A 25,291-nucleotide genomic window follows, 5' to 3' on the forward strand; every position below is an offset into this window, starting at 1 on the left:
CGCACCGCACACCGCCCCGACACCCTGACACCCTGTCATGTCGGGCGTACGGGCTCCCCCGGGTCCGAGTCCTTTGATTCCCCCGGCCCTTCCGGACCCGATGCGCGACCTGGTGGTCGCGGCGCTCCTCGGGGCGATCGGCTTCGAGCTGCTGAAACTGCTGCTCGGCGGCTATATGAAGGGCGTCGCGGCGAAGTCGATGTACGGGGCCTTCGGCGTGCCGGTGGCCCTGCTGCTGTGGATCAACTTCACCGCGAAGCTGCTGCTGTTCTGCGCGGCCTGGACGGCTACGGGTTCACGCTCTCGTCGACCGGACCCGGCAGCGCAGAGCCCTTCTTCCGACGGGCCGAAGCCGCCAGCGGCCAGCGCCGGTTGACGAGGAAGACGGCGCCCGCGAGGAGGACGAGCACCCCGCCCGCCACGCCGAGCGCGATGCCCACGCCGCCGGAGCGCTCGTGCGCGGCGGCCTGCTCCGTGCCCGGGGCGTTCTTGCCGGGCGCGGGGGCGGCGCCGTCGGCGGTCGAGCCGGCCGAGGAGCCGCCGGCCGAGCCCGTGTCCGTACGGACCGACTTCGGCGGCACCAGCTCGCCGACCGGAGTCACCTTGCCGGAGGCGGCGAAGCCCCAGTCGAGGAGGCGCGCGGTCTCCTTGTAGACAGCATGCTGCTCTTTCGAGGACGGGTTCATGACGGTGACCAGCAGCACCCGCCCGTTGCGCTCGGCGACGCCGGTGAAGGTGGCGCCCGCGTGCGTGGTGTTGCCGTTCTTGACGCCGGCGATGCCCTGGTAGGCGGGCACGCCGATATCGCCGGTCAGCAGCCGGTTGGTGTTCTGGATCTCGAAGGTCTCGCGCTTCTTGCCGGGCTTCTGCTCGCCGGGGAAGGCGGCGCGGGGGGTGGCCGCGTACTCCCGGAAGTCGGCCTTCTGCATCCCGCTGCGGGCGATGAGCGTGAGGTCGTACGCGGAGGAGACCTGGCCCGGGGCGTCGTAGCCGTCCGGGGAGACGACGTGGGTGTCGAGCGCCTGGAGCTCGGCGGCGTGGTCGTTCATGTCCTGCACGGTCTGCGGGACGCCGTTGTTCATGGCGGCCAGGACGTGGACGGCGTCGTTGCCGGATTTCAGGAAGACGCCGAGCCACAGGTCGTGGACGCTGTAGGTCAGCTTCTCCTTGATCCCGACCAGGCTGGAGCCCGCGCCCATGCCGGCCAGCTCCTCGGCCTTGACCGTGTGGTTCTCGGTCTTGGGGAACTTGGGCAGCAGGGTGTCCGCGAAGAGCATCTTCAGGGTGGAGGCGGGCGCCAGCGGCCAGTGCGCGTTGTGCGCGGCGAGCACCTGCCCGCTCTCGGCGTCGGCGACCATCCACGACCGCGCGCTGAGCTCCTTGGGCAGCACGGGCGCCCCGGGCCCGAGCTGCACCTGCGTCCCGGGCCGGGACAGCAGCGTGCCGCCCACGCTGGACATGGCGGCGGGCGGTTTGGGCTGCTGCTTGTCCTTTTCGTCCGCATGGGCGGGCGACACGGCGAGCAGGGGGAACAGCGCGCTGGCGGCGGTCACCGCCGCGGCGGCCTTCGCGGTCATCTTCGATGCGGACACGATCGAGAACGTACATGCCCGGAAGCGGCTTCCGAACATCGCGGCCCGATTCCCCCGAGCCCGTCCACCCGTCCGCAGGCCCGGGGAGGCGGGCGGTGACGCGGGGACCTGCTTCATCTGGAACACCTTTCGCACGGAGCGACTCCGGCCGCCCCGGACCCCGGACGGCCCCGGGCGCGGCCCCACTCCTCAGAGGGGTCCCGGGCGGTCGAGGTTCCAGGCGTTCCCCCGCCCGGCCGACCGTGCCGCTACTTCCGGCCCGCCCGGACCCCCCGGAGGCCGATCGTGCCGACGACCGTGCCCAGGACGAACGACGTGATCGCGAGGGCGAGGTGGACCCAGAAGTACGCGGTCGGGTCGCCCGCGTCGTCGAAGGCGAGGCCGCTGCCGTCCTTCCAGAGGTTCTTCGCGAAGGTCACCCAGATCACCCAGGACCAGGCGCCGAACGCGAGCAGGAACCAGGAGGCGCGGCGGCTGAGCTTCATCGGGTGTCCTTCGGGGTGGGGTGGCGTGCCCCGCCAGTATCGAACGGGCCTCCGGCGATCTTGTGGGTGGGTCTCGGTATCTTCGGGTCGCGTGGCGTGTGCGCGGGTTCGCGTGTGCGTGGTGGAGGGGTAGCGGACAAGGGGTACGTGGGACGTGGTCGTCGTCTTCCTGCTGGTGCTGGTCGTGGTTCTCGCGTTGCTCGGCGCGGTCCACTGGTATGTGTGGCGGCGCCTCGTGCGCGACCTGACGGCGGCGGGCGGCACCGCCCGCCGGGTCGGCACCGCCCTGGCCGTGGCGCTGCCGCTGCTCTCGCTCGGGGCCCTGGTCTCGGGCCGCGTGGGCGCGCCGTTCCGGCTCCAGCAGATCGTGGCCTGGCCGGGCTTCCTCTGGCTGGCCGTGCTGCTGTATCTGACCCTGGCGCTGGTCGTCACCGAGCCGCTGCGGCCGTTGCTGCGGCGCGTGCTGGCGCGGCGGGGCGAGGGCGGGGCCGGGGCCGAGATCGTGGCCGACGCGGAGCCCGAGGCCCACGCGGGGGCCGGGAGCGCGGTGGCGGCCGGGGCCGCGGCGGCGACGGTCCAGGCACCCGCCGAGGCGCCTGCCCAGGCACCCGCCGATGCACCCGCCCAGGCCCCTGCCCAGGCACCCGCCCCCGCGTCCGTCCCCGACCCCTCCCGCCGCCTCTTCGTCAACCGGATCGTCTCCGGCACCGCCGCCGCCGTCGCGCTCGGGACGGTGGGCGCCGGGACGTACGGGGTGCTGCGCGGGCCCCGGGTGAAGCGGGTCACCGTGCCGCTGGCCAAGCTGCCGCGCGCGGCGCACCGGTACCGGATCGCCGTCGTCTCGGACATCCACCTCGGGCCGATCCTGGGGCGGGCGCACACCCAGCGGATCGTCGACACGATCAACGCCACCCAGCCCGACCTGATCGCCGTCGTAGGCGACCTCGTCGACGGCACCGTCCAGGACCTCGGGCCCGCCGCCGAGCCCCTCGCGCGGCTGCGCGCCAGGGACGGGGCGTTCTTCGTGACGGGCAACCACGAGTACTTCTCGGGCGCCGACGCCTGGGTGGACCACGTCCGCGAGCTCGGGATGCACCCGCTGCGCAACGCCCGCGTCGAGATCGGGGCCGGCTTCGACCTCGCCGGGGTCGACGACGTCGCGGGCGAGAGCGAGGGGCAGGGGCCCGACTTCGCCAAGGCGCTCGGGGACCGGGACCGGGCGCGTACCGCCGTCCTGCTCGCGCACCAGCCGATCGTCATCGACGACGCCGTCGCCCACGGCGTCGACCTCCAGCTCTCCGGCCACACCCACGGCGGCCAGCTCTGGCCCGGCAACTACCTCGCCGAGCTGGCCAATCCGACGGTCGCGGGCCTGGAGCGCTACGGCGACACCCAGCTGTACGTGTCGCGGGGCGCGGGCGCCTGGGGGCCGCCGGTGCGGGTCGGGGCACCCTCGGACATCACCGTCGTGGAGCTGGCCTCGCGGCAGGCGTGAACGGGCGGCCCCAGGGGGGCGGAACGGGACACATGTGACCGAGCGCGCTGTTACGGATACGTACCGCTCCGTCCCTTACTTCCCCCATCCCGGACATATGCGTGCCGTGTGAATGTTTACTCTTCCACTTGTGAAATGCGTGTGATGGGATGACTGCATCGCGGCCGGCCAGGAGCCGCCGCGACAGGGGTGGGAACAAAAAAAGGAAGCACGTCTCATGCGGTCGTCCGTCCGTCTGCGGATTCTGATCACTTGTGGAGTTCTGGTGGCCGCCGGAGTCGGAGGCTGGCAACTCCTGCCGTCCGACGGCGAGCGCACCGCACCGATCACCGTCGGCACCACCGACAAGGTGACCTCACTCGACCCGGCCGGCGCCTACGACGCCGGTTCCTGGGCGATGTACAGCAACGTCTTCCAGTCGCTGCTGACCTTCAAGCCGGGCTTCACGACGCCGGTCCCGGACGCGGCCGAGAGCTGCAAGTTCGTCAACACGAAGCTGACGACGTACCAGTGCGTGGTCCGCGACGACCTGAAGTTCGCCAACGGGCGCAAGATCACCGGCGCCGACGTGCAGTTCTCCTTCGAGCGGATGCTCGGCATCAAGACGGACGTCGGCCCGCAGCCGCTCTTCCCGACGCTGAAGAGCGTCGTGGCCGAGGGCCAGAAGGTCACCTTCAACCTCAGCGGCCGGGACGCCACCTTCCCGCTGAAGCTGGCGACCGGCGCCGGCTCGATCGTCGACCGCTCCGCGTACCCGGCCAAGTCGCTGCGCACGGGCACCACGGTGGACGGCTCGGGGCCGTACGTCCTCAAGGAGTACAAGCCGGGCGAGAGCGCGCGCCTGGAGCCGAACCCGAACTACAAGGGCGCGATCACCAAGACCGGCCGCACGGTCGTCGTGAAGTACTTCAAGGAGTCCGAGCAGCTCGCCGCCGCCTGGAAGGCCCGCGAGATCTCCGTGACGCACCGCCAGATGCCGCCCGCCTTCATCAACTCGTTGAAGGACGCGTCGAAGGACGGCACCCGGATCACCGAGGCGGCCAGCGCCGAGATCCGCAACCTGAACTTCAACGTCCGGCCCGACTCCGTCATGGCGAAGAAGGCGATACGGCAGGCCGTCGCGGCCGTCGTGGACCGCCCGGCCATCACCACCGAGACGTACAAGGGCACGGTCGAGCCGCTCTACTCCCTCATCCCGCAGGGCTTCGTCGGGCACAGCACGGCCTTCTACGACGTCACCCCGGAGCCCGACAAGGCCAAGGCCGCGCGCCTGCTGCGGGCGGCGGACGTGGACACCCCGGTGAAGTTCACCCTGGGCCACAGCAAGGACGCCACCTACGACGCCGAGGCCGCCCAGCTGAAGAAGCAGCTGGAGGACACCGGGCTGTTCGAGGTCGAGGTCGTCGCCGTCGACTGGCAGTCCTTCCAGAAGGCGTACGCCAAGGGCTCCTACGACGCGTACACCGTCGGCTGGCTCCCGGACTTCCCCGACTCGGACAGCTTCACCGCCCCGCTCGTCGGCACCGACAACACCCTGCACAACGCCTTCTCCAACGCGCGGATCGACTCCCTGATCGCCGCCACGCAGCAGTTCAGCGACCGCTCGCGGGCCACCAACGACTTCCGGGACATCCAGGCCGAGGTCGCCAAGGAGGTGCCGCTGGTGCCGCTGTGGCAGAAGAAGGACTACGTGCTGTCCAGCGAGGACGTGACCGGCTCGCAGTTCCTCTCGGACGGCACCGGCATCTGGCGCCTGTGGGAGCTCAGCTGGATCTAGTCGGATCCAGCAGGTACCAGCAGGTACCAGCCGGATCCAGCCGGATCCAGTCGGATCCACGGCACGCGGGGCCCGTCAGGCCCCGGCGATACGGCTCAGGGCCCGTCCACCGGACGGGCCCTGAGCCGTGTCCGTGGAAAAAGATCGCGCTCGTGCGCGACATCCCGCCGCCCCGCGTAGTCAACAGGGTGTGCACGGGAACGCCCGTGCACACGGATCCGGAAGAACGGGCGGGAAGCCATTGGCATCAGCACAGCAGGAGGACGCCTACCTGCGGTTCGTCGCCGAGCGGACACGGGCGCTGTACCGCTCGGCGTACGTCCTCGCGGCCGGCGACACGCACCTCGCCGAGGACCTGGTGCAGGAGACGCTGAGCCGGGTCTACGTGCACTGGAAACGGGTGGCGCGGGCGGACAGCCCGGCGGCCTACGCGCAGACGGTCCTGGTCCGCTCCTTCCTCAGCCTGCGCCGCCGGCGAAGCACCGCCGAGCGCCCGGTGGGCGAGCTGCCCGAGCGCGCCGACTCCGGCCCGGACCCCGCGCTGCGCCTCACCCTCCTCGACGCGATCGGCCGGCTCCCGCCCCGCGACCGGGCGGTGCTCCTGCTGCGCTACTGGGAGGACCGCAGCGTCGAGGAGACCGCGCGGATGCTCCGGCTCAGCAACAGCGCGGTCCGCTCCCAGGGCACCCGGGCCCTCGCCCGTGTGCGCGGACTGCTCGGCGACACCCTCTCCGACCTGGTCCCGCACTGAGGGCACCGGGCGGGTCGATCAAGCCCAGCCCAGCGCTCCCCCCTCCTCCCTCTCCTCCGACTCGACGAAGGTGACTCCACCATGCCGTTCGAAGCAGAACTCAGCCGTGCCCTGGACCGCACCACCGACTCCCTCGACCCCGACCTCACCGCGCTCATGGACGGCGCCGTCGCCCGCGGACGCAGCCGTCGCCGTCGCCGCACCGCCGTCTTCGTCGCGGGGACGGGCGCCTTCGCGGCCGTCACCGCCGCCGCGCTGACCCTTCCCGGCGCGCTCGCCGGGGCCCGGGCCGCGGACTCCGACCTCGCGATGGTCGCCCTCGCCATGCCCCGCTCCGCGATCAGCGGCGACCAGATGGTCCGGGCCCTGGAAGCGACCTTCCCCGGCGGCCGGTTCAGCGAGGTGACCAGGCAGAGCAACGACCCGTCGAACCCGTCCGCCGGGCTCGTCGCCAACGCCGGATTCGTCTACGACGACGGGCACGGCCCCGCGGCGGTCGGCGTCTCTGCGGTGCGGCTCAAGCTGCCGCTCCGCGACGGCGCCGGGCTCGACTGCGAATCCAAGCCCGTGCCCGAGGGGGACAGCTGCGCCCTGAAGGAGCTGCCCAGCTCCGCCGCGCTGCCCGGCGGGGCCCTGCTGATGACGGAGGAGTCCGTGGCCGAGCGCCCGGCGGGCCCCCGCACCGCGCACCGCTGGACGATGACCCTGACCCTCAAGTCGACCGGAGCACAGCTCCAGTTGACGCAGTGGAACAGCCCCGGCGGCGGCACCGGCAGCACCATGCCCGAGAAGACCCGCCCCGCGCCGCCGCTCACCGAGGAGCAGGCCGTGGCCGCGCTCACCGGCCCGACCTGGGCCCCGATCCTGGGGGCCGTCGGCTGACCGGCCGCCCGCGCCGTACCCGTCGGGTCCGCCGTACGCGCCCGGTGCTAGCCGGACTTGGCGGAGCGGCGCGGCTTGCCCGAGGCGGCCATCCCCGCCGCCGTCGGCATCATCTCGGAGAGCAGCTCGTGGGTCTCCTTCACCAGCGGGCGCAGGATCCGGAAGCGGGAGAGCTGGATGGCCCGCGCGGTGACCGGGCAGAGCTTCTCGACGAGACGCCGGCTGTTGGCGGCGCCCTCGGAGCGGTCGTACACCCAGAAGAGGACCAGGCCCATCTGCTGGAGCCACAGCAACTGCGGCAGCGCCTCCGCCAGTTCGGGATCCACCTTCACCGAGGAGCCGGAGATCACCCGCCGGTGCACGTCGATCGCCGCCGCGCGCGGGCCCTCCGACTCGGGGGAGAAGGGGCTGAGCGGGCTGTCCGGGTCGGCGGCGTTCTTGAAGAACTGCGCGGCGAACTCGTGGTACGGGGCGGCGATGTCCAGCCAGCCCAGCAGCACCCCGCGGATCCGCGCCGTCAGGTCCCTCTCGCGGCTGGCCAGGATGTGCTCGACGGCCTCCTGGTGCTCCCGGGCGATCCGGTCGTAGAAGCCCTGGACCAGGTGCTCCTTGGAGGAGAAGTAGTAGTACGCGTTGCCGACGGAGACCCCGGCCTCCTGGGCGATGGCGCGCATGGTCGTCTTGTCGTAACCGCGCTCCTTGAACAGCCGGAGCGCGGTCTCCAGGATGAGCGCGCGGGTCTGTTCGCTCTTGGGCGCCTTGGCGGGCTTCTCCGCCGGAGGCCCGCCCGCGGACGTGCCCTGCTGCTCGTTTCTCGCGTCCGTCACAGGGGGAGCCTAGTCGGCCGGACGGGCCGGGGCGGACGGAGGGTGGCGGCCCGTGACACCCGCTCACGGCGCGGCCCCGGTCGGCCCCTCCGCCCTCCCGGGGCGGGTCGTTCCTCAGCCGCTCCGGAAGCGGCGCACACCCGGCACCAGGCCGGTGCCCAGGCAGCAGCCGGCCACCACGACGGCGGCGGCCAGCAGCGGGACGCCGGGCCCCCAGGCGTCGGCGGCGAGCGGGGCGAGCGCGTAGCCGAGCGGCATCGCGGCGAGCGAGAGCAGCCAGTCGTACGAGGTGACGCGGGCCAGCGCGTGGGCGGGCACGGCCTGTTGGACGGCCGTCTCCCAGACCGGGGTGAGGAAGCCGAGGCCGGCCTGGGCGAGCCCGTACGCGGCGATGACGAGGGGCGCGGGCGCCGCCACCGCGAGCAGGACCAGGGGCAGGGCGTACGTGGCGAGGCCGAGGTTCGCGGCGAGGACCGGGCGGGCGGGGCGGAAGCGGTCGGCGGCGAGCGAGCCGAGGAGCAGGCCGACGGCGCCGACCTGGAGCAGCAGCACCCAGGCGCCCTTGCCGCCGAGCCGGTCGAGGGCGATGGCCGGGCCGAGGGTCATCAGGACGGCGGCGGCGCCGTTCCAGGCGCTGTGGCCGATGAGGCTGGTCCAGTACCAGTCGCGGGTGCGGACCTCGTGCCAGCCCTCCCGGAGGTCGGCGAGCAGGCTGCTGCGGGCGACGGTGACGCGCTCGACGCGGACGGCGGCGAGCAGCGCGGCGCTGAGCGCGAAGGTCGCCGCGTCGAGGACGAAGGCCCAGCCGGGGCCCACGGTCAGGATCAGGGAGCCGGCGAGGGCGGGCCCGGCGACGCGGCTGGCGCTCTGGGCGACGCCCATGGCCGCGTTGGCCCGCTGGAGGGCCTCGGGGGCCACGGTGCCCCGGACGAGCGGCGCGACGGTCGGCATCGCGAAGGCGCCGGCCGCGCCGCCCGCGACCTCGACGGCGGCGATCAGCCAGAGGGTGGGCGAGCCGCTGAGCAGCTCGACGCCGACGAGGAGCTGGGCGGCGCAGCGGACGAGGTCGGCGGTGAGGGCGATGTGCCGGCTGTCGAAGCGGTCGGCGACGACGCCGCCGAGCGGCAGCAGGAGCAGCTTGGGCACCATCGAGCAGGCCAGGACGAGGGCGAGCGCGGAGGCGGAGCCGGTGGCCTCCAGGACGGCGAGGGCGAGGGCGGCGGGGATGGCGGCGTCGCCGAGGAGGGAGAGCGCGCGGCCGGTGAAGAGCAGCCGGAAGGAGCGGGTGCGCAGCGGGTGCGGGGCGGCGGGGGGCGTGGGGGCGGACGGGGGCGCGGCGGTGCGGGGTGAGGGCATGACGAGGAGAGTATTTCGGTACCGAATAATTCGTCAACGAAATACTTTGCCGTGCACGCCCCCTCCGGACCCCCGCCCCGGACGTACGATCACCCCATGGCACCCACCGAGGAACGGCGCGACTGGACCGACGAGCACGTGGCCCGCTGGCAGCCCGTGCTGCCCGAGCTCGACCCGGTCGTCGAGGGCGCGGTCACCCGGATGAAGAAGCTCTCCGTCCACCTGCGCCGGGTGCGGGAGCAGTCGCTGGCCGACTTCGACCTCGAACGCCACGAGTTCGACACCCTGCACAAGCTGGCCGGGCGCGGCGGCAGCGCGGCGCCCTCCGAGCTGGCCCAGGACCTCGACCTCGCGCCCGCCTCCGTCACCGGCCGGCTGGACGCCCTGGAGAAGCGGGGCCTGGTGCGGCGCACCCCGTCCACGAAGGACCGGCGCCGGGTGGTCGTCGAGCTCACCGATCGGGGCCGGGCGACCTGGCTCGGCGCCATGGACGTGCTCGGCCACGAGGAGTACCGCATCCTCGGCGCCCTCAGCGCCGAGGAGCGCGTCCAGCTCAACGACCTGCTCCGGCGCGTCATGCTCGTCGCCGAGGAGCACACGGGCGTCGAGCCCTGGCACGGCTGACTCACATGCTGAGCGACCGCGCGTAGTTCAGCTGGCCCATCACCCAGTGCAGCGTCTCCGGCCCGTGCGCCGGGATCATCGTCGAGTGGTACCGCCCGCCGCTGGTGACGGTGACCTGGATGAAGCCGGTCGTCCGCTTCTCCTTCATCAGCAGGAACAGCAGTCCCAGGAAGCAGAAGACGAAGAACACGACCGCCAGCACGATGCCCGTCGTGGAGATCTTCTCCTCGGTCCGCGACATGTCCATCACGTTCCACGAGGCGCCCTTGAGCGGCATCGGCCCGGCCGGCGTCATGATCTGGTCCCCGACGACGCTGATGTCGCCCAGGACGAGCTGCGGCCCCGGCACCTGCGGCGGCGGAGGGGGCGGCAGCGGCACCCCGGCGGGCAGCGTCGGCTGCTGCGGGTACCCGTAGCCGGGCGCCCCGGCCGGCGGCTGCTGCCCGGGCCCCCACTCGTACTCCCCGGGCTTATAAGGGTTCGGCTCGCTCATCAGTCCCCGTCCTCCACACGCGAAAAAGCCCGCTCCTGCACGTCGCAGCGTACAGAAGCGGGCCCTTCGGCCGAGCGGTGCCCAGGGATCAGAAGCGGCGGGTGATCAGCGCGCGCTTCACTTCCTGGATCGCCTTCGTGACCTCGATGCCACGCGGGCAGGCGTCCGTGCAGTTGAACGTCGTGCGGCAGCGCCACACGCCGTCCTTGTCGTTCAGGATCTCCAGGCGCTGCTCGCCCGCCTCGTCACGCGAGTCGAAGATGAAGCGGTGCGCGTTGACGATCGCGGCCGGACCGAAGTACTGGCCGTCGTTCCAGAAGACCGGGCAGGACGACGTGCACGCGGCGCACAGGATGCACTTGGTGGTGTCGTCGAAGCGCTCGCGGTCCTCGGCGGACTGCAGGCGCTCGCGGGTCGGCTCGTTGCCCTTGGTGACCAGGAACGGCATGACGTCCCGGTACGCCTGGAAGAAGGGCTCCATGTCGACCACGAGGTCCTTCATCACGGTGAGGCCCTTGATGGCCTCGACCGTGATCGGCTTCTCGGGGTTGATGTCCTTGATCAGCGTCTTGCAGGCGAGCCTGTTCTTGCCGTTGATCCGCATCGCGTCCGAACCGCAGATGCCGTGCGCGCACGAGCGGCGGAAGGTCAGCGTGCCGTCCAGATCCCACTTGATCTTGTGAAGGGCGTCGAGCACGCGCTCCTTCGGGTCGATCTCGATCTGGAAGTCCTCCCAGACCGCGGCGTCCGACACCTCGGGGTTGAAGCGGCGGATCCGCATCGTGACCGTGATGTACGGGGAGGCGGCGGACTCCGCCTCGACCTTGTCCAGTACGGGGGTAGCCATCAGTACTTACGCTCCATCGGCTGGTAGCGGGTCGTCACGACCGGCTTGTAGTCGAGGCGGACGGCCTCGGCGCCGTCCTCGCCGACCTCGCGGTACGCCATGGTGTGGCGCATGAAGTTGACGTCGTCGCGGTTCGGGTAGTCCTCGCGGTAGTGACCGCCGCGGGACTCCTTGCGCGCCAGCGCCGAGACGGCCATGACCTCGGCCAGTTCGAGCAGGTTGCCCAGCTCGATGGCCTCCAGCAGGTCCGTGTTGAAGCGCTTGCCCTTGTCCTGGATGGACACGTTCTTGTAGCGCTCGCGCAGCTCGGCGATCTTCTCGACGGCCGTCTTGATGGTCTGCTCCGTGCGGAACACCATCACGTTCGCGTCCATCGTCTCCTGGAGCTCACGGCGCAGGTCGGCGACCCGCTCGTTGCCCGTGGAGTTGCGCAGGTTCTCGATCTGCGCGACGACGAACGCCTCGGGGTCCTCCGGCAGCTCGACGTAGTCGGCCTTGGCGGAGTACTCGGCGGCGGCGATGCCGGACCGCTTGCCGAAGACGTTGATGTCGAGCAGCGAGTTGGTGCCGAGGCGGTTGGCGCCGTGCACGGAGACGCAGGCGACCTCGCCGGCCGCGTACAGGCCCGGGACGACGGTGGTGTTGTCCGACAGGACCTCACCCTCGACGTTGGTCGGGATGCCGCCCATGGCGTAGTGCGCGGTGGGCTGGATCGGGATCGGGTCCGTGTAGGGCTCGATGCCGAGGTAGGTGCGCGCGAACTCCGTGATGTCGGGCAGCTTGGCGTCCAGCTGCTCCGGCGGGAGGTGCGTCAGGTCCAGGTAGACGTGGTCGCCCTCGGGACCGCAGCCGCGGCCCTCGCGGATCTCCGTGTAGATGGAGCGGGAGACGACGTCACGGGACGCGAGGTCCTTCATGACCGGCGCGTACTTCTCCATGAAGCGCTCGCCGTCCTTGTTGCGCAGGATGCCGCCCTCACCGCGGGCGCCCTCCGTGAGCAGAATGCCCATGCGCCAGATGCCCGTCGGGTGGAACTGGAAGAACTCCATGTCCTCCAGCGGCAGCCCGCGGCGGTAGCACGCGGCCTGGCCGTCACCGGTCAGGGTGTGGGCGTTGGACGTCACCTTGAAGAACTTGCCGGTGCCGCCGGACGCGTAGATCACGGCCTTCGCCTGGAAGACGTGGATCTCGCCGGTGGCCAGCTCGTAGGCGACCACACCGGCGGAGTGCTTGACCCCGTCGACCTCGACGATGAGCTGGTCCAGGACGTAGAACTCGTTGAAGAACTCCACGCCCTCCTTGACGCAGTTCTGGTACAGCGTCTGGAGGATCATGTGGCCGGTGCGGTCCGCGGCGTAGCAGGACCGGCGGACCGGGGCCTCGCCGTGGTTGCGCGAGTGGCCGCCGAAGCGGCGCTGGTCGATGGTGCCGTTCGGGGTGCGGTTGAACGGCAGGCCCATCTTCTCCAGGTCGAGGACGGCGTCGATGGCCTCCTTCGCCAGGATCTCGGCGGCGTCCTGGTCGACCAGGTAGTCACCGCCCTTGACCGTGTCGAAGGTGTGCCACTCCCAGTTGTCCTCCTCCACGTTGGCCAGCGCGGCGGCCATGCCGCCCTGCGCGGCGCCCGTGTGGGAGCGGGTGGGGTAGAGCTTCGTCAGCACGGCGGTGCGGCTGCGCTTCGTCGCCTCGATGGCGGCGCGCATGCCGGCGCCGCCGGCGCCGACGATGACGGTGTCGTACTTGTGGATCTTCATGACGTGGTTACCTCAGCCCCGTGCCTAGCGGATGTTCGGGTCGAAGGTGAAGATCACCAGCGTGCCCAGAAGGATGGTGAACACCGTGGCGGTGTACAGCAGGCCCTTGAGCCACAGGCGCGTGTTGGCGCGCTCCGCGTAGTCGTTGATGACCGTGCGGAGGCCGTTGGCGCCGTGCAGCATCGCCAGCCACAGCATCAGCAGGTCCCAGACCTGCCAGAACGGGGACGCCCAGCGGCCGGCCACGAAGGCGAAGCCGATCTTGGAGACGCCGCCGTCCAGGAAGAGCTGGATCAGCAGGTGGCCGAGGACCAGGACGACGAGGACCACGCCCGAGAGGCGCATGAAGAGCCACGCGGCCATCTCGAAGTTGCCGCGCGTCGCCTTCGGGGTCTTGCCCGTGCGCTTGCGGGGGGCCTCGATGTACGGGGCCGGGTTGTCCACGTCGTAGGCAGCGCCCTCGACGGGACCGATGGCGGAAGTGGTGTCAGCAGACATGTCTGAAGTCAGCTCCCGAACAGTTCACGTGCGGCGTGGCCGAGGACGGGGTACAGGGAGCCCGCCATCAGCACGACCCAGATGCCCACGACGGTCCAGAGCATCTGCTTCTGGTAGCGCGGGCCCTTGGACCAGAAGTCCACGGCGATGACACGGAGACCGTTCAGCGCGTGGAAGAGGATGGCGGCGACGAGGCCGTACTCGAGGAGTGCGACGATCGGCGTCTTGTACGTCGCCACGACATCGTCGTACGCCTCGGGGGAGACGCGGACGAGAGCGGTGTCAAGGACGTGTACGAACAGGAAGAAGAAGATGAGGACGCCGGTGACTCGATGAGCCACCCAGGACCACATTCCTTCCCGGCCGCGGTACAGCGTTCCAGCCGGCACGGAAAAACCCTCCGGGAGCGGGGATCGGGGCCGGCCGGCTTCTCTGTCGGTCTGGCCCGGCCGGGTACGGTCCACCGGCCCCGGTCATCGTAGCGACGACTTGTCGGTTCGCTCGCGCGGGGTCCGTAGGTGTGATCAAACAGGCACGGACGGACTATCAGCGGAGCCCGAATCGCCGCATTTCGGATGCTTACGGGGGAGACGCGGGGCGTTCGCGGACGAACTCACCCTCCGGCGACCGAACGGGTGAGCCGGGTGCGGGCGAGCCGGCGCAGTTCCTCGGCGGCGACGGCCCGCTCCTCCTCCCTTTCGTTGCCGAGACGTGACCGGATCCCGGCGAGGACGCGGTCGAGCCGCTCGCCGGCGGGGACCCCGTCCAGGCTGATCACGAACGCGTGCCCGAAGCCGCTCTCGTACGCGGCGTGCGCGGCCCGCAGCGCCGTCCGCGCGGCGGGCGGGGCGTCCGGGGGCGGCAGCGCCGGGGTCTCGTGGCCGAGCGCCTCGTCCAGATCGGCCACCGCCAGGTCGTAGCCGGCCTCGTCGGCGGCGGCGAGCAGCGCGTCGAGCGTCGGGTACGGGCGGTGCGCGGCCACCCGTTCGGCCCAGCGGCGGCTGCCGCAGCAGCGCAGCAGCAGACCCTCCGCGAGGGCGTGCGGGGCCGCGTTGAAGCCGGGGAGCCCGGCGGGGTGCCAGTGGCGCGCCGCCTGGGCAGGCATGGCGGGGGAGCCCAGGGTCCGGGAGGGTGCGTGAGTGTCGCTGGGAATGGTCAGCGGTGACTCCGGGAACGGGGGTGAGGGGGGTGAAGGTGAAGGGCGTGAAGGCGTGACGAGAAGGCGTCACGGGGAATCCACGGGCTTGGGAAAGCTTAGGGAAAGCCGTGGGGTGGATGTGACGCCACGCTATCGACGGGAAGGGGGAAGTGTCCGACGGATGCGCGAATTTCACCTGGACGAGTGGTTTCGGCTCAGGCGGTGACAGAAGGTCCGAGATGCCGAGAATCACGTGGTGAGGGAGGATTCCGAGTGATGCGGTACTCCATACGAGGGCCCCTCAGGGGCCCCGCACTCCTGGCGGCCACGCTGGCCCTGGCCACCGTGACGGCCTGCTCGGGCGGTTCCGGCGGCGGCCCGCCCAGCGCCTCCGGCACGGGCGGCACGGCCGCCGCCCCCACGACGGCCTCCGCGGCCCCGCCGCCCCCGCCGCCGAGCCCGACCCCCACCCCCACGCGGAGCTATCCGCTCTCCACCGCCCCCCTCACCATCCCCGCCGTCGCCTCCCACCGGGCGGCCCGCGGCCCCGGCTGGAAGCCCGGCCCCGACACCGGCGTCGTCGTCGCCGCGAAGGACGAGGCCGCCCTCGCCGACGAGGCCCGGCTGCTCGCGGGCGAGCTGCGGATCCCGTACCGGGGCACCGCCGCCGCCCGCCCCGGCGACGTCTCCCTCGCGCTCGGCGGGCAGGGCGGCGCCGAGTCGTACACCCTCGCCGTCCAGGGCGGCGGGGTCCGGATCACCGGGCCGGGCGAGGCCGGGGTCTTCTACGGCACCCGCACCCTCAAGCAGTCCGTCCGGGCCACCGGGGCGATACCCGAGGGCGTGATCGACGACGCCCCGGCGAAGCCGCGCCGGGGGCTGATGGTCGACATCGCCCGCAAGTACTTCGACGCGGCCTGGATCGAGGCCCGCGTCCGCGAGATGGCCGACCTCAAGCTGAACGAGCTGGGCCTGCACTTCTCCGACGACCAGGGCTTCCGCATCGCCTCCGACAGCCACCCCGAGATCGTCTCCGCCCAGCACCTGAGCAAGGCCGAGGTGCGCCGGATCGTGGACCTCGCGGCGAGCCTGCACATCGCCGTCGTCCCCGAGATCGACTCGCCCGGACACCTGGGCGCGGTCATCGCCGCCCACCCCGACCTCCAGCTCGTCAGCGCCACCGGCCGCGCCCCGCGCGGGGCGGTGGACATCTCGAAGCCCGCCTCCGCGAAGCTCGTGGACGAGCTGCTGCGCGAGTACACCGGCCTCTTCCCGGGCGCGTACTGGCACCTCGGCGCCGACGAGTACGTGGCCCTGATGGCGAAGAACCCCGAGGCGACCTACCCCCAACTCGCACGGGCGGCGACCGCGGCCTACGGCGCCTCGGGCCGGGTCCAGGACCTCGCCACCGGCTGGCTGAACGCCCGCGCGGCCGTGGTCCGGCCGACCGGCAAGGCCCTGCGCGCCTGGAACGACGGCTTCTTCGCGGGCGGCGTGACCAGCGCCGACAAGGACCTCCAGGTCGCCTACTGGACCGGCAAGGAGATCGGCGCCCGGCCGCCCCTCGCGTACCTGAGCGCGGGCCGCAAGGTGCTCAACTACAACGACGAGTACCTCTACTACGTCCTCGGGCAGCCCAACGACTTCACGTACCCGACCGGCCGCCGCATCTACGAGCAGTGGACCCCGCTCGTCCTGCGCGGCACCGCGCCCGTGCCCGCCCGCTACGACCCGCAGATCCTCGGCGGCAGCTTCGCCGTCTGGTGCGACCTGGCGAACGCGCAGACCCAGGCGCAGGTCGCCGACGGCATCCGGATGCCGCTGACGGCCACCGCGCAGAAGCTGTGGGACTCCAGGAAGCCGACGCTGACCTGGGACCGCTTCCGGACGCTGGCGGGGCAGGTGCGCTGAGGCGGCCCGGGCCTCCCCAGCCGGTGCCGACCGGGGCGACCAGGCGCTATTCCCATGGACGCCGGTCTTCCCGGTCGCGTACGGTCCACCCGCCGCGGCCGTCCGGCCGCGCCGGCGCCTCGGGGAGGGGCGCCGCACGTCCCTGGGGGGATCCGTCTTCACCATGCTCCGCAATCCCAACGGCCTGTCCTATGCCGTCGTCTCGCTGCTCGGCCTGACGGTCGTCGCGAACATCTTCAGCCTCTTCGCCACCGGCGCCATGCGCGGCGAGCTCACCGGCTCCCTCGCGGACCACCCCGACCCGGTCGGGTACGCGGGGACGCTGGCCGCGGCCGCGGTCTGGACGGCGCAGAACCTGCTGCTCGTCGCCACCGGCGTGGTCTTCATCGTCTGGATGTTCCGGATCCGGGGCAACGCGGAGGTCTGGGCGCCCGACCTCCAGCGCCGCGCCAAGGGCTGGATGATCGCGGGCTGGGTCGTCCCGATCGTCTTCTTCTGGTTCCCGCGCGCCCTGATCGTGGACATCTGGCGGGCGTCCCGCGCCGAGCCGTACGGCGCCGACCGCGGCGGCGAGCTCGTCCTGGTCAACTTCTGGTGGCTGGCCTTCCTCGCCACGGTGATCTCGTCCCGGGCCGGCTTCACGGTCTTCAACAGGGCCGACTCGGTGCCCGAACTCGTGGAGGGCACGGGCTGGACCATGGTCAGCGACGCGCTCGGCATCGTCGCCGCCGTCCTCGCGATCCTGCTCGTCCGTCGTCTGACCTCTATGCAGCACCGGAAGGCCACTGGCATGATTCCGGCCGCGCAGTGACGGAAAAGTGACGGATTCACACCGCACGGCGCAGTAGTGGAAGTACTGCGTCCGCATCGGGTGGCGAGGAGGCGTCCATGACGTCCGCGACGAGCACGGGTCTGCTGGAACTGCTGGAACTGATCGAGCGGGCCGACGAGCGGGGCCTGGCCGCCGCCGGCCTCGCCTGCCTCGACCGGTGCCTGCCGCTGCTCGCGCCCGAGGGCGCCGACGCGCTGCGGCCGGTGTGGGCCGCGGTCGCGCGCGGCGACGGCGGGGCCTGGGGCGAGGCCGTCGGCACCGCCCGCGCGGAGCTGGCCGCCACCGGCACCGGCGGCGACGAGGCCGCCGGGCTGGTGCGCGGGATGCTCGACACCGCCCCCGCCGAGTGGGCCGGGGCCCCGCTGCGGGAGTGGGCCGGGCGCTGCTCCGACACCGCGCTGGCCGTGCACGGGCGGTACGACGCGGCCGAGGGCGGTCCGCTGTACGCGGGCGAACTCCGCCGCCAGCAGGCCGTACTGGAGTCCGCCGCGCACGGCCCGACGGGGCTGCGCCGGGCCCGGGAGCTGTCGGCCGAGGGCGGCCGGGTGCTGCGGGCGGTCGTCTCGCGCCGGGCCCGTACCGCCTGAGACCGGTGGGGCCGGCTCAGGACTCCTGGTCCGGCTCCTCGATCCGCAGGGAGGAGATCGCCTCGGTGATCTCCCGCTCGGCGAGGGCCTTGTCGAGGCCGAGACCGGCGAGCGGGCCCTTGCCGTCCTCGAACTCCAGCAGCGCCAGCAGGATGTGCTCGGTGCCGACGTAGTCGTGGCCGAGCCGCAGGGCCTCCCGGAACGTGAGCTCCAGGACCTTCTTGGCCTCGGCGTCGAACGGGACGAGCGCGGGCCGCTCCTCCGCCGCCGGGGGCAGCGTCGGGGTCAGCGCGGCGCGCAGCGCCTCCGGGGTGACGCCGCGCCGGGTGATCCAGACGGCGGCGAGGCCCTCGGGCTCGGTCAGCAGGCCGAGCGTCAGGTGGGCGGGGGTGATCCGGTCGTTGTGGGCCTGGTGGGCCTCGTTCTGGGAGCCCACGACGACGTTCCGGGCGCGGGGCGTGAAGCGGCCGAAGCCCGCGTTCGGGTCCAGCTTCGCCGCGTCGCCCTCCTTGTCGTCCTTGGGGACGAAGCGCTTCTGGGCGGCCTGCCGGGTGACGCCCATGCTCTTGCCGATGTCGGTCCAGGAGGCGCCCGCGCGCCGGGCCTGGTCCACGAAGTGGCCGATGAGGTGGTCGGCGACCTCGCCGAGGTGGTCCGCCGCGATGACCGCTCCGGAGAGCTGGTCGAGGGCGTCGGGGTGGGACTTCTTGATCGCCGCGATCAGGTCGTCGAGACGCACGGGGTTGTTCACGCCGAGTGGATTCGTCATGAGTGCAACCCTAGGTTGACAGTCGTGAGGTGTCAACGGAGGGTTGACAGTCGGCGGATAGAGGGAAGCGGGCAAAGCGGGCGGGCAATGAAAAAGGGCCCGAAAACGGGCCCCGGAAAAGGGAAGACGACCGGGGCCGCCACCCCCCACAGGAGAGGCCCCGGTCGTCGTCCGCGGAGCCGCAGCACGGCCCCGTACTCCTAACAGCGCCGTGCCCGCGATTTCTGTCACACCCGGATCGCCCGCTCGGGCGGACAAGTTGCACGTTGGACAAAGAAGCGGTCCCGCGTGGACGCGGCGCCCGAACAGGACGTAGCGTTCTGCTGCGCCCCGTGCGGCGTGGCGGCGCCGACCAGCCGCGATGGCGCGACGACGGACAGGTGTGGGGAGTGCTGGGGGACGACGCGGAGCTGACCGCCGCAGTGCTCGCCGCGCAGGACGGGGACGAGGACGCCTTCCGTACGGTCTACCGCGCGGTGCACCCCCGGCTGCTGGGCTACATACGCACCCTCGTCGGCGAGGCCGACGCCGAGGACGTCGCCTCCGAGAGCTGGCTCCAGATATCCCGCGACCTCGACCGCTTCGCCGGGGACGCCGACCGCTTCCGCGGCTGGGCCGCCCGGATCGCCCGCAACCGCGCCCTCGACCACATCAGGATGCGCGGCCGTCGCCCCGCGATAGGCGGCGACGAGACCGAACTGACCGACAAACCCGCCGACTCCGACACCGCGGGCGAGGCACTGGAAGCCCTGGCCACCGGCCGCACCATGCACCTCATCGCCCAGCTCCCGCAGGACCAGGCCGAGGCCGTCGTCCTGCGCGTCGTCGTCGGACTGGACGCCAAGGGCGCCGCCGACACCCTCGGCAAGCGCCCCGGCGCCGTCCGCACCGCCGCCCACCGCGGCCTCAAGAAGCTCGCCGAACTCCTCGGCGCCGCCGGTCCGGCGGGCCCGGAGGACGCCGAGGACCCCGACGCGGATCCCGCCGCCCCGCTGGACGCCGTACCTCCGCAGCGCGGCCGTCGCCCGGGGGCCGCGGCCCCCGGCGGTGTGACGCAATCGCGCGCGCGGACGCAGAAGGACATGTGATGGCCGAGGAGCGGTACCAGTGGCTCGACCAGGAGGCCGCGGAGCGGTTGCTGCGCGGCGAGCCGGTCGACCCCACCCTCGACCCGGAGTCCCGCGCGCGGGCCGAACGCCTCGCGCGCGCCCTGGGCGCGGCCCGCACCCCCGTCGCCGCCCCCGGGCCCGACGGCGAACTCCCCGGTGAGGCCGCCGCCCTGGCCGCCTTCCGGAAGGCCGCCGCCGAACGCGCCGCCGAGGCCGCCGCGGCCGGGTACGCCGCACCGGCCGCGCCGGGACCCGCGCCCGAGCTCGGCCCCGTACGCCTCGCGCCGGCCCCGCCGCGCCCCCGCTGGGGCCGCTCCCTGCGCTACGGGCTGGCCGCCGCGCTCGCCGCCGCCACCGTCGGCGGGGTCGCCGTCGCCGCCGGTACGGGGATGCTGCCGCTGACCGGCGAACCCGCGCCCGCCCGCTCGGTCACCGCCGTCGGCACCCCCGGCGACGCGGGCGCCACCGGCCCCGGCCCGACGACCGGCGGCACGGGCTCAGCGATCCCGACCGTGCCCCTGGAGCGCGGCGGCACGGACGGCCCCGGCGTCACCGGCGGCACGGCGAGCGCCACGGCGGGCACCGGCGACGGCGGCACCGACGGCGCCGGCACCGCCGGAACCGGAGCCTCCCCGTCCCCCGGCACGGTCGACGCGACCGGCGGCGAGAACGGCGAGCGGACCAGGACGCTGAGGGCCTGCCAGGAATTCGTAGAGGGCCGGCTGGCCGAGAGCGGCCGCCGCAAGCTGCTCGGCGCGCTGCGCAGCGGCGAGACCGTCAAGGGCTACTGCGCCCGGGTCCTCTCCGGCCTGCCCACCCCCGGCGCGACCTCCACCGGCCGCGCCCCCTCGGAGAACGGCAAGGGCAAGGGCAACGGCAACGGCGGCTCGCACGGCGGCGACTCGGACGACGACAAGGGCGACCGAGGCGACGGCCACCACCAGGGCGGCCCGGGGAAGCCGGGAGGGAAGCCGACGGCGAAGCCGACCGGAAAGCCGGGCGGAAAGCCGACCGGCAAGCCCGGCAAACAGCCCGACCGGCCCGCCCAGCACCCGGTCCGGGACCGCGCGCACTCCTCGGTGTGACACTTTTCGACCCGTCGGCGCAGTACTGAATGAGCCGACTGGTCATCGGCGAGCGCGGCGAGCCGGGGTTCCCCCCGTACCTTCGGCTCAGCGCACCCGGCGCGGGTGGGACACGTTCCCCCGGTCCCACCCGCGCCCCTTCACCCCTCACGCCTCAGGGCTCACGGCTCTCGCCGGAACGGCGCGCCTACCAGTGCACGACGACCTTGTCACCCGGCTTCACCTGGTCGAACAGCTCCGAGAGCTTCGCCTTGTCGCGGACGTTGACGCAGCCGTGCGAGGCGCCGGCGTAGCCGCGGGCGGCGAAGTCCGCCGAGTAGTGGACGGCCTGGCCGCGGCTGAAGAACATCGCGTACGGCATGGGCGTGTGGTAGATCGTCGAGGTCCACTCGCGCGCCTTCCACTCGACCTTGAACAGGCCCTCGCGGGTCGGCGTGTTCTCCGAGCCGAAGCGCACGTCCATCGACGACACGACCTTGCCGTCGATCATCCAGGCCAGCGTCCGGCTCTCCTTGCTGATGCACAGCACCCGCCCGGTCATGCAGCGCGGGTCCGGGGTGTCGAGCTGGTTGGTGGTGGCCGGCTTGAGCTCGTCGGCGGTCGGCTTGTGCGTCAGGCCGAGCAGCCGCTGCCAGGTCGTCTCGTCGACGGAGCCGGTCTGCGGCAGCTCCCGCTTCTTCTGGAAGGACTTCACCGCGCCCGCGGTCATCGTCCCGTAGAAGCCGGTGGGCGCCCGGTCGAAGTAGCCCGCCTGCCGCAGCCGCGCCTGGAGTTCGCGCACCTGCTCGTTCTCGTCGCCGTCGCCCATCAGCGCCTTGGGCGCGGACGAGGCCGAGGGGGCGGGCTTGTCGTCCGAGGACGGGCTCGCGGAGGCGGTCACGGGAGCGGTCGTCGCGGTCGCGGTCGCGGACGCGCCGCCGGACCCGCCGGACCCGGCGGACCCGCCCGTCCCGCCCGTACCCCCGGCTCCGACGGCCTGCGGGCCGCACCCCGCGAGGAAGGCGACGGCTGCCGCGCCCAGGACCACTCTGCGTATGACGGACGTGCGCTTCATTCGATGTCCCCCGGGAAAAGTCGTGTGTATCGCAAGGGATGATTCCCGGCCGCGCGCGGTTGCGCACGTGACCGAATCGAGACGGGCATCCTGGGAGCGAGGGTTGTACGGCGGTGAGCGAACGGGAGGCACACCACATGGCGCGCGAGTCGGAGTCGGGGCTGCCCATCGAGCCGGTCTACGGGCCGGACACCCTGGCGGGCTGGGATCCCGCCGAGAAGCTGGGGGAGCCCGGCGGGTATCCCTTCACCCGGGGGGTGTACCCGACGATGTACACGGAGCGGCCGTGGACCATGCGCCAGTACGCGGGCTTCGGCACCGCCGCCGAGTCCAACGCGCGCTACAAGCAGCTCATCGCCAACGGCACCACAGGGCTTTCGGTCGCCTTCGACCTGCCCACCCAGATGGGCCACGACTCCGACGCGCCGCTCGCCCACGGCGAGGTCGGCAAGGTCGGGGTCGCCATCGACTCGCTCGACGACATGCGGGTCCTGTTCGACGGCATCCCGCTCGACCGGGTCTCCACCTCGATGACCATCAACGCGCCCGCCGCGCCGCTGCTCCTGCTCTACCAGCTCGTCGCCGAGGAGCAGGGCGTCCCGGCCGACCGGCTCACCGGCACCGTCCAGAACGACGTGCTCAAGGAGTACATCGCCCGCGGCACGTACATCTTCCCGCCCAAGCCCTCGCTGCGGCTGATCGCCGACGTCTTCCGGTACTGCAGGGCCGAGATCCCGAGGTGGAACACCATCTCGATCTCCGGCTACCACATGGCGGAGGCGGGGGCCACGCCCGCGCAGGAGATCGCCTTCACGCTCGCCGACGGCATCGCGTACGTCCGCACCGCCGTCGCCGCGGGCATGGACGTGGACGACTTCGCGCCCCGCCTCTCCTTCTTCTTCGTCGCCCGTACGACGCTCCTGGAGGAGGTCGCCAAGTTCCGCGCCGCCCGCCGGATCTGGGCCCGGGTGATGCGGGAGGAGTTCGGCGCGCGGAACCCCAGGTCGCTGATGCTGCGCTTCCACACGCAGACCGCCGGTGTGCAGCTCACCGCGCAGCAGCCCGAGGTCAACCTGGTCCGGGTCGCCGTCCAGGGCCTGGCCGCGGTCCTCGGCGGCACCCAGTCGCTGCACACCAACTCCTTCGACGAGGCCATCGCCCTGCCGACGGACAAGTCGGCCCGCCTGGCCCTGCGCACCCAGCAGGTCCTCGCGTACGAGACCGACGTCACCGCCACCGTCGACCCCTTCGCCGGCTCCTACGTGGTCGAGCGGATGACGGACGACGTGGAGGGCGCCGCGCGGGAACTGATGGCGCGGATCGAGGACATGGGCGGGGCGGTCGGGGCGATCGAGCGCGGCTTCCAGAAGGGCGAGATCGAGCGCTCGGCGTACCGGATCGCGCAGGAGACCGACAGCGGCGACCGGGTCGTCGTCGGCGTCAACCGCTTCACCGTCGACGTCGAGGAGCCCTACGAGCCGCTGCGGGTCGACCCGGCGATCGAGGCGCGGCAGGCCGCCCGCCTCGCCCGGCTGCGCGCCGAGCGGGACCGGCCGGCGGTGGACGCGGCCCTGGCCGGACTGCGGAAGGCGGCCGAGGGCACGGACAACGTGCTCCCGCCGATGAAGCAGGCCCTCAAGGCACGGGCGACGGTCGGCGAGGTCTGCGACACGCTCCGCGCGGTCTGGGGCACCTATGTCCCCACCGACGCGTTCTGACCTCCCGGTCTTCTGATCTTCCGCGATACGAAACCCCTGGACGGATCCTCGTACCCGTGTGCGAGGATCCGCCTCATGCTGGGTGTCACCGATCTACCGACCTACCTCGCGGGACTCGTCCTCATCATCCTTCTCCCGGGGCCGAACTCGCTGTACGTGCTGTCCGTGGCCGCCCGCAAGGGCACCCGGACCGGCTACCGGGCCGCCGCCGGGGTCTTCACCGGCGACGCGGTCCTCATGACCCTCGCCGCCCTCGGCGCGGCCTCCCTGCTCCAGACCACCCCCCTGCTCTTCATGATCGTGAAGTACGCGGGCGCCGCCTATCTGGCCTGGATGGCGTACGGGATGCTGCGCTCCGCCCTCGCGATGTGGCGGGCCCGGCACGAGACCGCCGCCGAGGCGGACGCCGCCGAGCCGGAGACGGGCCCGGTGGAGCACCCGTACCGGCGGGCGCTGGTCATCAGCCTCCTCAACCCCAAGGCGATCCTCTTCCTGATCTCCTTCTTCGTGCAGTTCGTGGACCCGTCCTACGCCTACCCGGCGCTGTCCTTCCTGGTCCTGGGCGCCCTGCTGCAGTTCGGCAGCTTCCTCTACCTGACCACGCTGATCTTCGGCGGCACCCGCCTGGCCGCCGCCTTCCGCCGCCGCAAGCGCCTCTCGGCCGGCGCCACGACGGCCGCCGGCGCCCTCTTCCTCGGCTTCGCGGTGAAGCTCTCGACCGCGGGCGCGTGACGGCCGCTTGACCCTCACACCGTGTGAGGCCGTTCCGTAGGGGGCGTCATGTTCACCATCGGAGACTTCGCCCGGCACGGGCGGGTGTCGGTCCGGATGCTGCGTCATTACGACGCCATCGGGCTGCTGCGCCCGGCCCGGGTCGACCCGCACAGCGGCTACCGCTTCTACGAGGCGGCCCAGCTCGCCCGGCTCAACCGCGTCATCGCGCTCAAGGACCTCGGCTTCACGCTCGACCAGGTGCAGTCGATCCTGGACGAGCAGGTGGGCGCCGAGGAGCTGCGCGGGATGCTGCGGCTGCGGCGGGCCGAGCTGGAGGAGGCGCTGGAGCGGTCCAGGGCGCTGCTCGCCCAGGTCGGCGCGAGGCTCCGAGCCATCGAGAGCGAGGGACGCATGTCCACGCAGGACGTCGTCGTCAAGAAGATCCCGGCCGTGCGGATCGCGGAGCTGAGCGGGATCGCGGCCAGTTTCGGGCCGGAGCACATCACGCCGGTCATCAGCCCGCTGTACGAGGAGCTGTGCGGGCGGCTGGAGAGCGCCGGGATCACCGGGTGGGGGCCCGGCATCGCGTACTACGAGGACGCCGGGCGCGGCGACGGCTCGGTCCTCGTGCACGCCGGGATGACGGTGCCCGAGGGCACCGCCGTCGAGGGCCTGGAGGTGCTGGTACTGCCCGGCATCGAGGAGGCGGCCACCATCGTGCACCGGGGTCCGATGGAGGCCCTGCTGCCGACCGCGCAGACCCTGGCGAGCTGGATCGAGGCCAACGGCTACACCTCCACCGGCTACGCCCGGGAGCTCTACCTGGAGGTCCCGGAGGACAAGGCGAAGTGGGTCACCGAGTTCCAGGAGCCGGTGACCCGGGGCTGAGCTCCGAGGGCCTGTCGTCACACTCGCGTCGTCGCCCGGAGGGCGGCCTCGCGGCGTCAGGTGCGTGCTCTCGGCGTGCCGGGCGCACGCCCTCGTACTGGACGT

25 protein-coding genes and 1 pseudogene are annotated in these 25,291 nt (G+C 72.4%); 14 read left to right on the plus strand and 12 right to left on the minus strand.

All coding sequences use genetic code 11. From position 1 onward, the window contains the following. Window positions 1–109: 109 nt before the first annotated feature. Window positions 110–376: pseudogene (locus AB0C99_RS36185) on the plus strand (YhjD/YihY/BrkB family envelope integrity protein); the annotation flags it as partial. Here AB0C99_RS36185 and AB0C99_RS36190 read toward each other — a convergent pair. After that, the gene (locus AB0C99_RS36190) at window positions 288–1,577 is read right to left on the minus strand and encodes a D-alanyl-D-alanine carboxypeptidase (protein WP_362484235.1); all 1,290 of its coding nucleotides are present in this window, start codon (window positions 1,575–1,577) and stop codon (window positions 288–290) included. The pseudogene AB0C99_RS36185 and the gene AB0C99_RS36190 overlap by 89 nt on opposite strands. Window positions 1,578–1,840: 263 nt before the next feature. Continuing rightward, the gene (locus AB0C99_RS36195) at window positions 1,841–2,077 is read right to left on the minus strand and encodes a hypothetical protein (protein ID WP_362484197.1); all 237 of its coding nucleotides are present in this window, start codon (window positions 2,075–2,077) and stop codon (window positions 1,841–1,843) included. A 154-nt stretch (window positions 2,078–2,231) separates the two neighbouring features. On the opposite strand from AB0C99_RS36195, the gene AB0C99_RS36200 reads away from it, so the two are divergent. From AB0C99_RS36200 to AB0C99_RS36215, 4 genes are all read left to right on the plus strand, one after another. Then, window positions 2,232–3,572, plus strand: coding sequence for a metallophosphoesterase (locus AB0C99_RS36200; protein ID WP_362484199.1), 1,341 nt, complete (start codon window positions 2,232–2,234; stop codon window positions 3,570–3,572). Window positions 3,573–3,789: 217 nt separating this feature from the next. Further along, window positions 3,790–5,349, plus strand: a complete 1,560-nt coding sequence (locus AB0C99_RS36205; RefSeq protein WP_362484201.1) for an ABC transporter substrate-binding protein — start codon at window positions 3,790–3,792, stop codon at window positions 5,347–5,349. A gap of 241 nt (window positions 5,350–5,590) precedes the next feature. Next, on the plus strand, window positions 5,591–6,100 hold the full coding sequence (locus tag AB0C99_RS36210; protein ID WP_362484202.1) for a SigE family RNA polymerase sigma factor: 510 nt from the start codon (window positions 5,591–5,593) through the stop codon (window positions 6,098–6,100). Window positions 6,101–6,181: 81 nt separating this feature from the next. Beyond that, complete coding sequence (locus tag AB0C99_RS36215; protein ID WP_362484204.1) at window positions 6,182–6,982, plus strand: hypothetical protein; 801 nt, start codon at window positions 6,182–6,184, stop codon at window positions 6,980–6,982. Window positions 6,983–7,029: 47 nt separating this feature from the next. Here the strand turns inward: AB0C99_RS36215 and AB0C99_RS36220 are convergent, their stop codons facing one another. Both AB0C99_RS36220 and AB0C99_RS36225 read right to left on the minus strand, forming a co-directional pair. Then, the gene (locus AB0C99_RS36220; protein ID WP_362484236.1) at window positions 7,030–7,710 is read right to left on the minus strand and encodes a TetR family transcriptional regulator; all 681 of its coding nucleotides are present in this window, start codon (window positions 7,708–7,710) and stop codon (window positions 7,030–7,032) included. 213 nt (window positions 7,711–7,923) lie between these two features. Next, complete coding sequence (locus tag AB0C99_RS36225) at window positions 7,924–9,165, minus strand: MFS transporter (protein WP_362484206.1); 1,242 nt, start codon at window positions 9,163–9,165, stop codon at window positions 7,924–7,926. Window positions 9,166–9,261: 96 nt separating this feature from the next. Here AB0C99_RS36225 and AB0C99_RS36230 point away from each other — a divergent pair, with 96 nt between their 5' ends. Continuing rightward, a complete protein-coding gene (locus tag AB0C99_RS36230) occupies window positions 9,262–9,789 on the plus strand; it encodes a MarR family transcriptional regulator (RefSeq protein WP_362484208.1) in 528 nt (175 codons plus the stop codon). A gap of 1 nt (window position 9,790) precedes the next feature. Here AB0C99_RS36230 and AB0C99_RS36235 read toward each other — a convergent pair whose 3' ends face one another. The 6 genes from AB0C99_RS36235 to AB0C99_RS36260 form a co-directional block, all read right to left on the minus strand. Then, a complete protein-coding gene (locus AB0C99_RS36235; RefSeq protein WP_362484210.1) occupies window positions 9,791–10,282 on the minus strand; it encodes a hypothetical protein in 492 nt (163 codons plus the stop codon). Between the two features lie 88 nt (window positions 10,283–10,370). Then, window positions 10,371–11,129 carry a succinate dehydrogenase iron-sulfur subunit gene (locus AB0C99_RS36240; protein WP_362484212.1) on the minus strand — a complete coding sequence of 253 codons (759 nt, stop codon included), beginning with the start codon at window positions 11,127–11,129 and terminating at the stop codon, window positions 10,371–10,373. Further along, window positions 11,129–12,883: a succinate dehydrogenase flavoprotein subunit gene (gene sdhA / locus AB0C99_RS36245; protein WP_362484213.1), complete on the minus strand. Its 1,755-nt coding sequence runs from the start codon at window positions 12,881–12,883 to the stop codon at window positions 11,129–11,131. Before sdhA ends, AB0C99_RS36240 begins: the two co-directional genes overlap by 1 nt. Before the next feature lie 24 nt (window positions 12,884–12,907). Next, window positions 12,908–13,381 carry a succinate dehydrogenase hydrophobic membrane anchor subunit gene (locus AB0C99_RS36250; protein WP_362484215.1) on the minus strand — a complete coding sequence of 158 codons (474 nt, stop codon included), beginning with the start codon at window positions 13,379–13,381 and terminating at the stop codon, window positions 12,908–12,910. Window positions 13,382–13,389: 8 nt separating this feature from the next. Continuing rightward, window positions 13,390–13,770 (minus strand): succinate dehydrogenase, cytochrome b556 subunit, encoded by a 381-nt coding sequence (gene sdhC / locus AB0C99_RS36255; RefSeq protein ID WP_123954581.1) that lies wholly within the window; start codon window positions 13,768–13,770, stop codon window positions 13,390–13,392. A gap of 224 nt (window positions 13,771–13,994) precedes the next feature. Next, the gene (locus tag AB0C99_RS36260) at window positions 13,995–14,486 is read right to left on the minus strand and encodes a 2-oxo-4-hydroxy-4-carboxy-5-ureidoimidazoline decarboxylase (RefSeq protein WP_362484217.1); all 492 of its coding nucleotides are present in this window, start codon (window positions 14,484–14,486) and stop codon (window positions 13,995–13,997) included. A gap of 309 nt (window positions 14,487–14,795) precedes the next feature. Here AB0C99_RS36260 and AB0C99_RS36265 point away from each other — a divergent pair, with 309 nt between their 5' ends. From AB0C99_RS36265 to AB0C99_RS36275, 3 genes are all read left to right on the plus strand, one after another. Further along, complete coding sequence (locus tag AB0C99_RS36265; protein WP_362484219.1) at window positions 14,796–16,430, plus strand: glycoside hydrolase family 20 protein; 1,635 nt, start codon at window positions 14,796–14,798, stop codon at window positions 16,428–16,430. A gap of 163 nt (window positions 16,431–16,593) precedes the next feature. Beyond that, on the plus strand, window positions 16,594–17,241 hold the full coding sequence (locus AB0C99_RS36270; protein ID WP_362484220.1) for a DUF4328 domain-containing protein: 648 nt from the start codon (window positions 16,594–16,596) through the stop codon (window positions 17,239–17,241). 77 nt (window positions 17,242–17,318) lie between these two features. Beyond that, a complete protein-coding gene (locus AB0C99_RS36275) occupies window positions 17,319–17,849 on the plus strand; it encodes a hypothetical protein (RefSeq protein ID WP_362484222.1) in 531 nt (176 codons plus the stop codon). 16 nt (window positions 17,850–17,865) lie between these two features. On the opposite strand, the gene AB0C99_RS36280 is transcribed toward AB0C99_RS36275, so the two are convergent. Further along, the gene (locus AB0C99_RS36280) at window positions 17,866–18,618 is read right to left on the minus strand and encodes a Clp protease N-terminal domain-containing protein (RefSeq protein WP_362484224.1); all 753 of its coding nucleotides are present in this window, start codon (window positions 18,616–18,618) and stop codon (window positions 17,866–17,868) included. 389 nt (window positions 18,619–19,007) lie between these two features. Here AB0C99_RS36280 and AB0C99_RS36285 point away from each other — a divergent pair, with 389 nt between their 5' ends. Then, window positions 19,008–19,706 (plus strand): RNA polymerase sigma factor, encoded by a 699-nt coding sequence (locus AB0C99_RS36285; protein WP_362484238.1) that lies wholly within the window; start codon window positions 19,008–19,010, stop codon window positions 19,704–19,706. Continuing rightward, window positions 19,706–20,812, plus strand: coding sequence for a hypothetical protein (locus tag AB0C99_RS36290; RefSeq protein ID WP_362484226.1), 1,107 nt, complete (start codon window positions 19,706–19,708; stop codon window positions 20,810–20,812). Before AB0C99_RS36285 ends, AB0C99_RS36290 begins: the two co-directional genes overlap by 1 nt. Window positions 20,813–20,999: 187 nt before the next feature. On the opposite strand, the gene AB0C99_RS36295 is transcribed toward AB0C99_RS36290, so the two are convergent. Then, window positions 21,000–21,866: a L,D-transpeptidase family protein gene (locus AB0C99_RS36295; RefSeq protein ID WP_362484228.1), complete on the minus strand. Its 867-nt coding sequence runs from the start codon at window positions 21,864–21,866 to the stop codon at window positions 21,000–21,002. A 137-nt stretch (window positions 21,867–22,003) separates the two neighbouring features. On the opposite strand from AB0C99_RS36295, the gene AB0C99_RS36300 reads away from it, so the two are divergent. The 3 genes from AB0C99_RS36300 (at window position 22,004) to AB0C99_RS36310 (ending at window position 25,186) form a co-directional block, all read left to right on the plus strand. Beyond that, entirely contained in the window at window positions 22,004–23,584 is a 1,581-nt protein-coding gene (locus tag AB0C99_RS36300; protein WP_362484229.1) for a methylmalonyl-CoA mutase family protein, read from the plus strand. 75 nt (window positions 23,585–23,659) lie between these two features. After that, entirely contained in the window at window positions 23,660–24,316 is a 657-nt protein-coding gene (gene leuE, locus AB0C99_RS36305; RefSeq protein ID WP_362484231.1) for a leucine efflux protein LeuE, read from the plus strand. A gap of 48 nt (window positions 24,317–24,364) precedes the next feature. After that, window positions 24,365–25,186 carry a MerR family transcriptional regulator gene (locus AB0C99_RS36310; protein ID WP_362484233.1) on the plus strand — a complete coding sequence of 274 codons (822 nt, stop codon included), beginning with the start codon at window positions 24,365–24,367 and terminating at the stop codon, window positions 25,184–25,186. Window positions 25,187–25,291 lie beyond the last annotated feature (105 nt).

The sequence above is a fragment of the Streptomyces sp. NPDC048659 genome (genome assembly GCF_040650575.1).
Classification (GTDB): domain Bacteria; phylum Actinomycetota; class Actinomycetes; order Streptomycetales; family Streptomycetaceae; genus Streptomyces.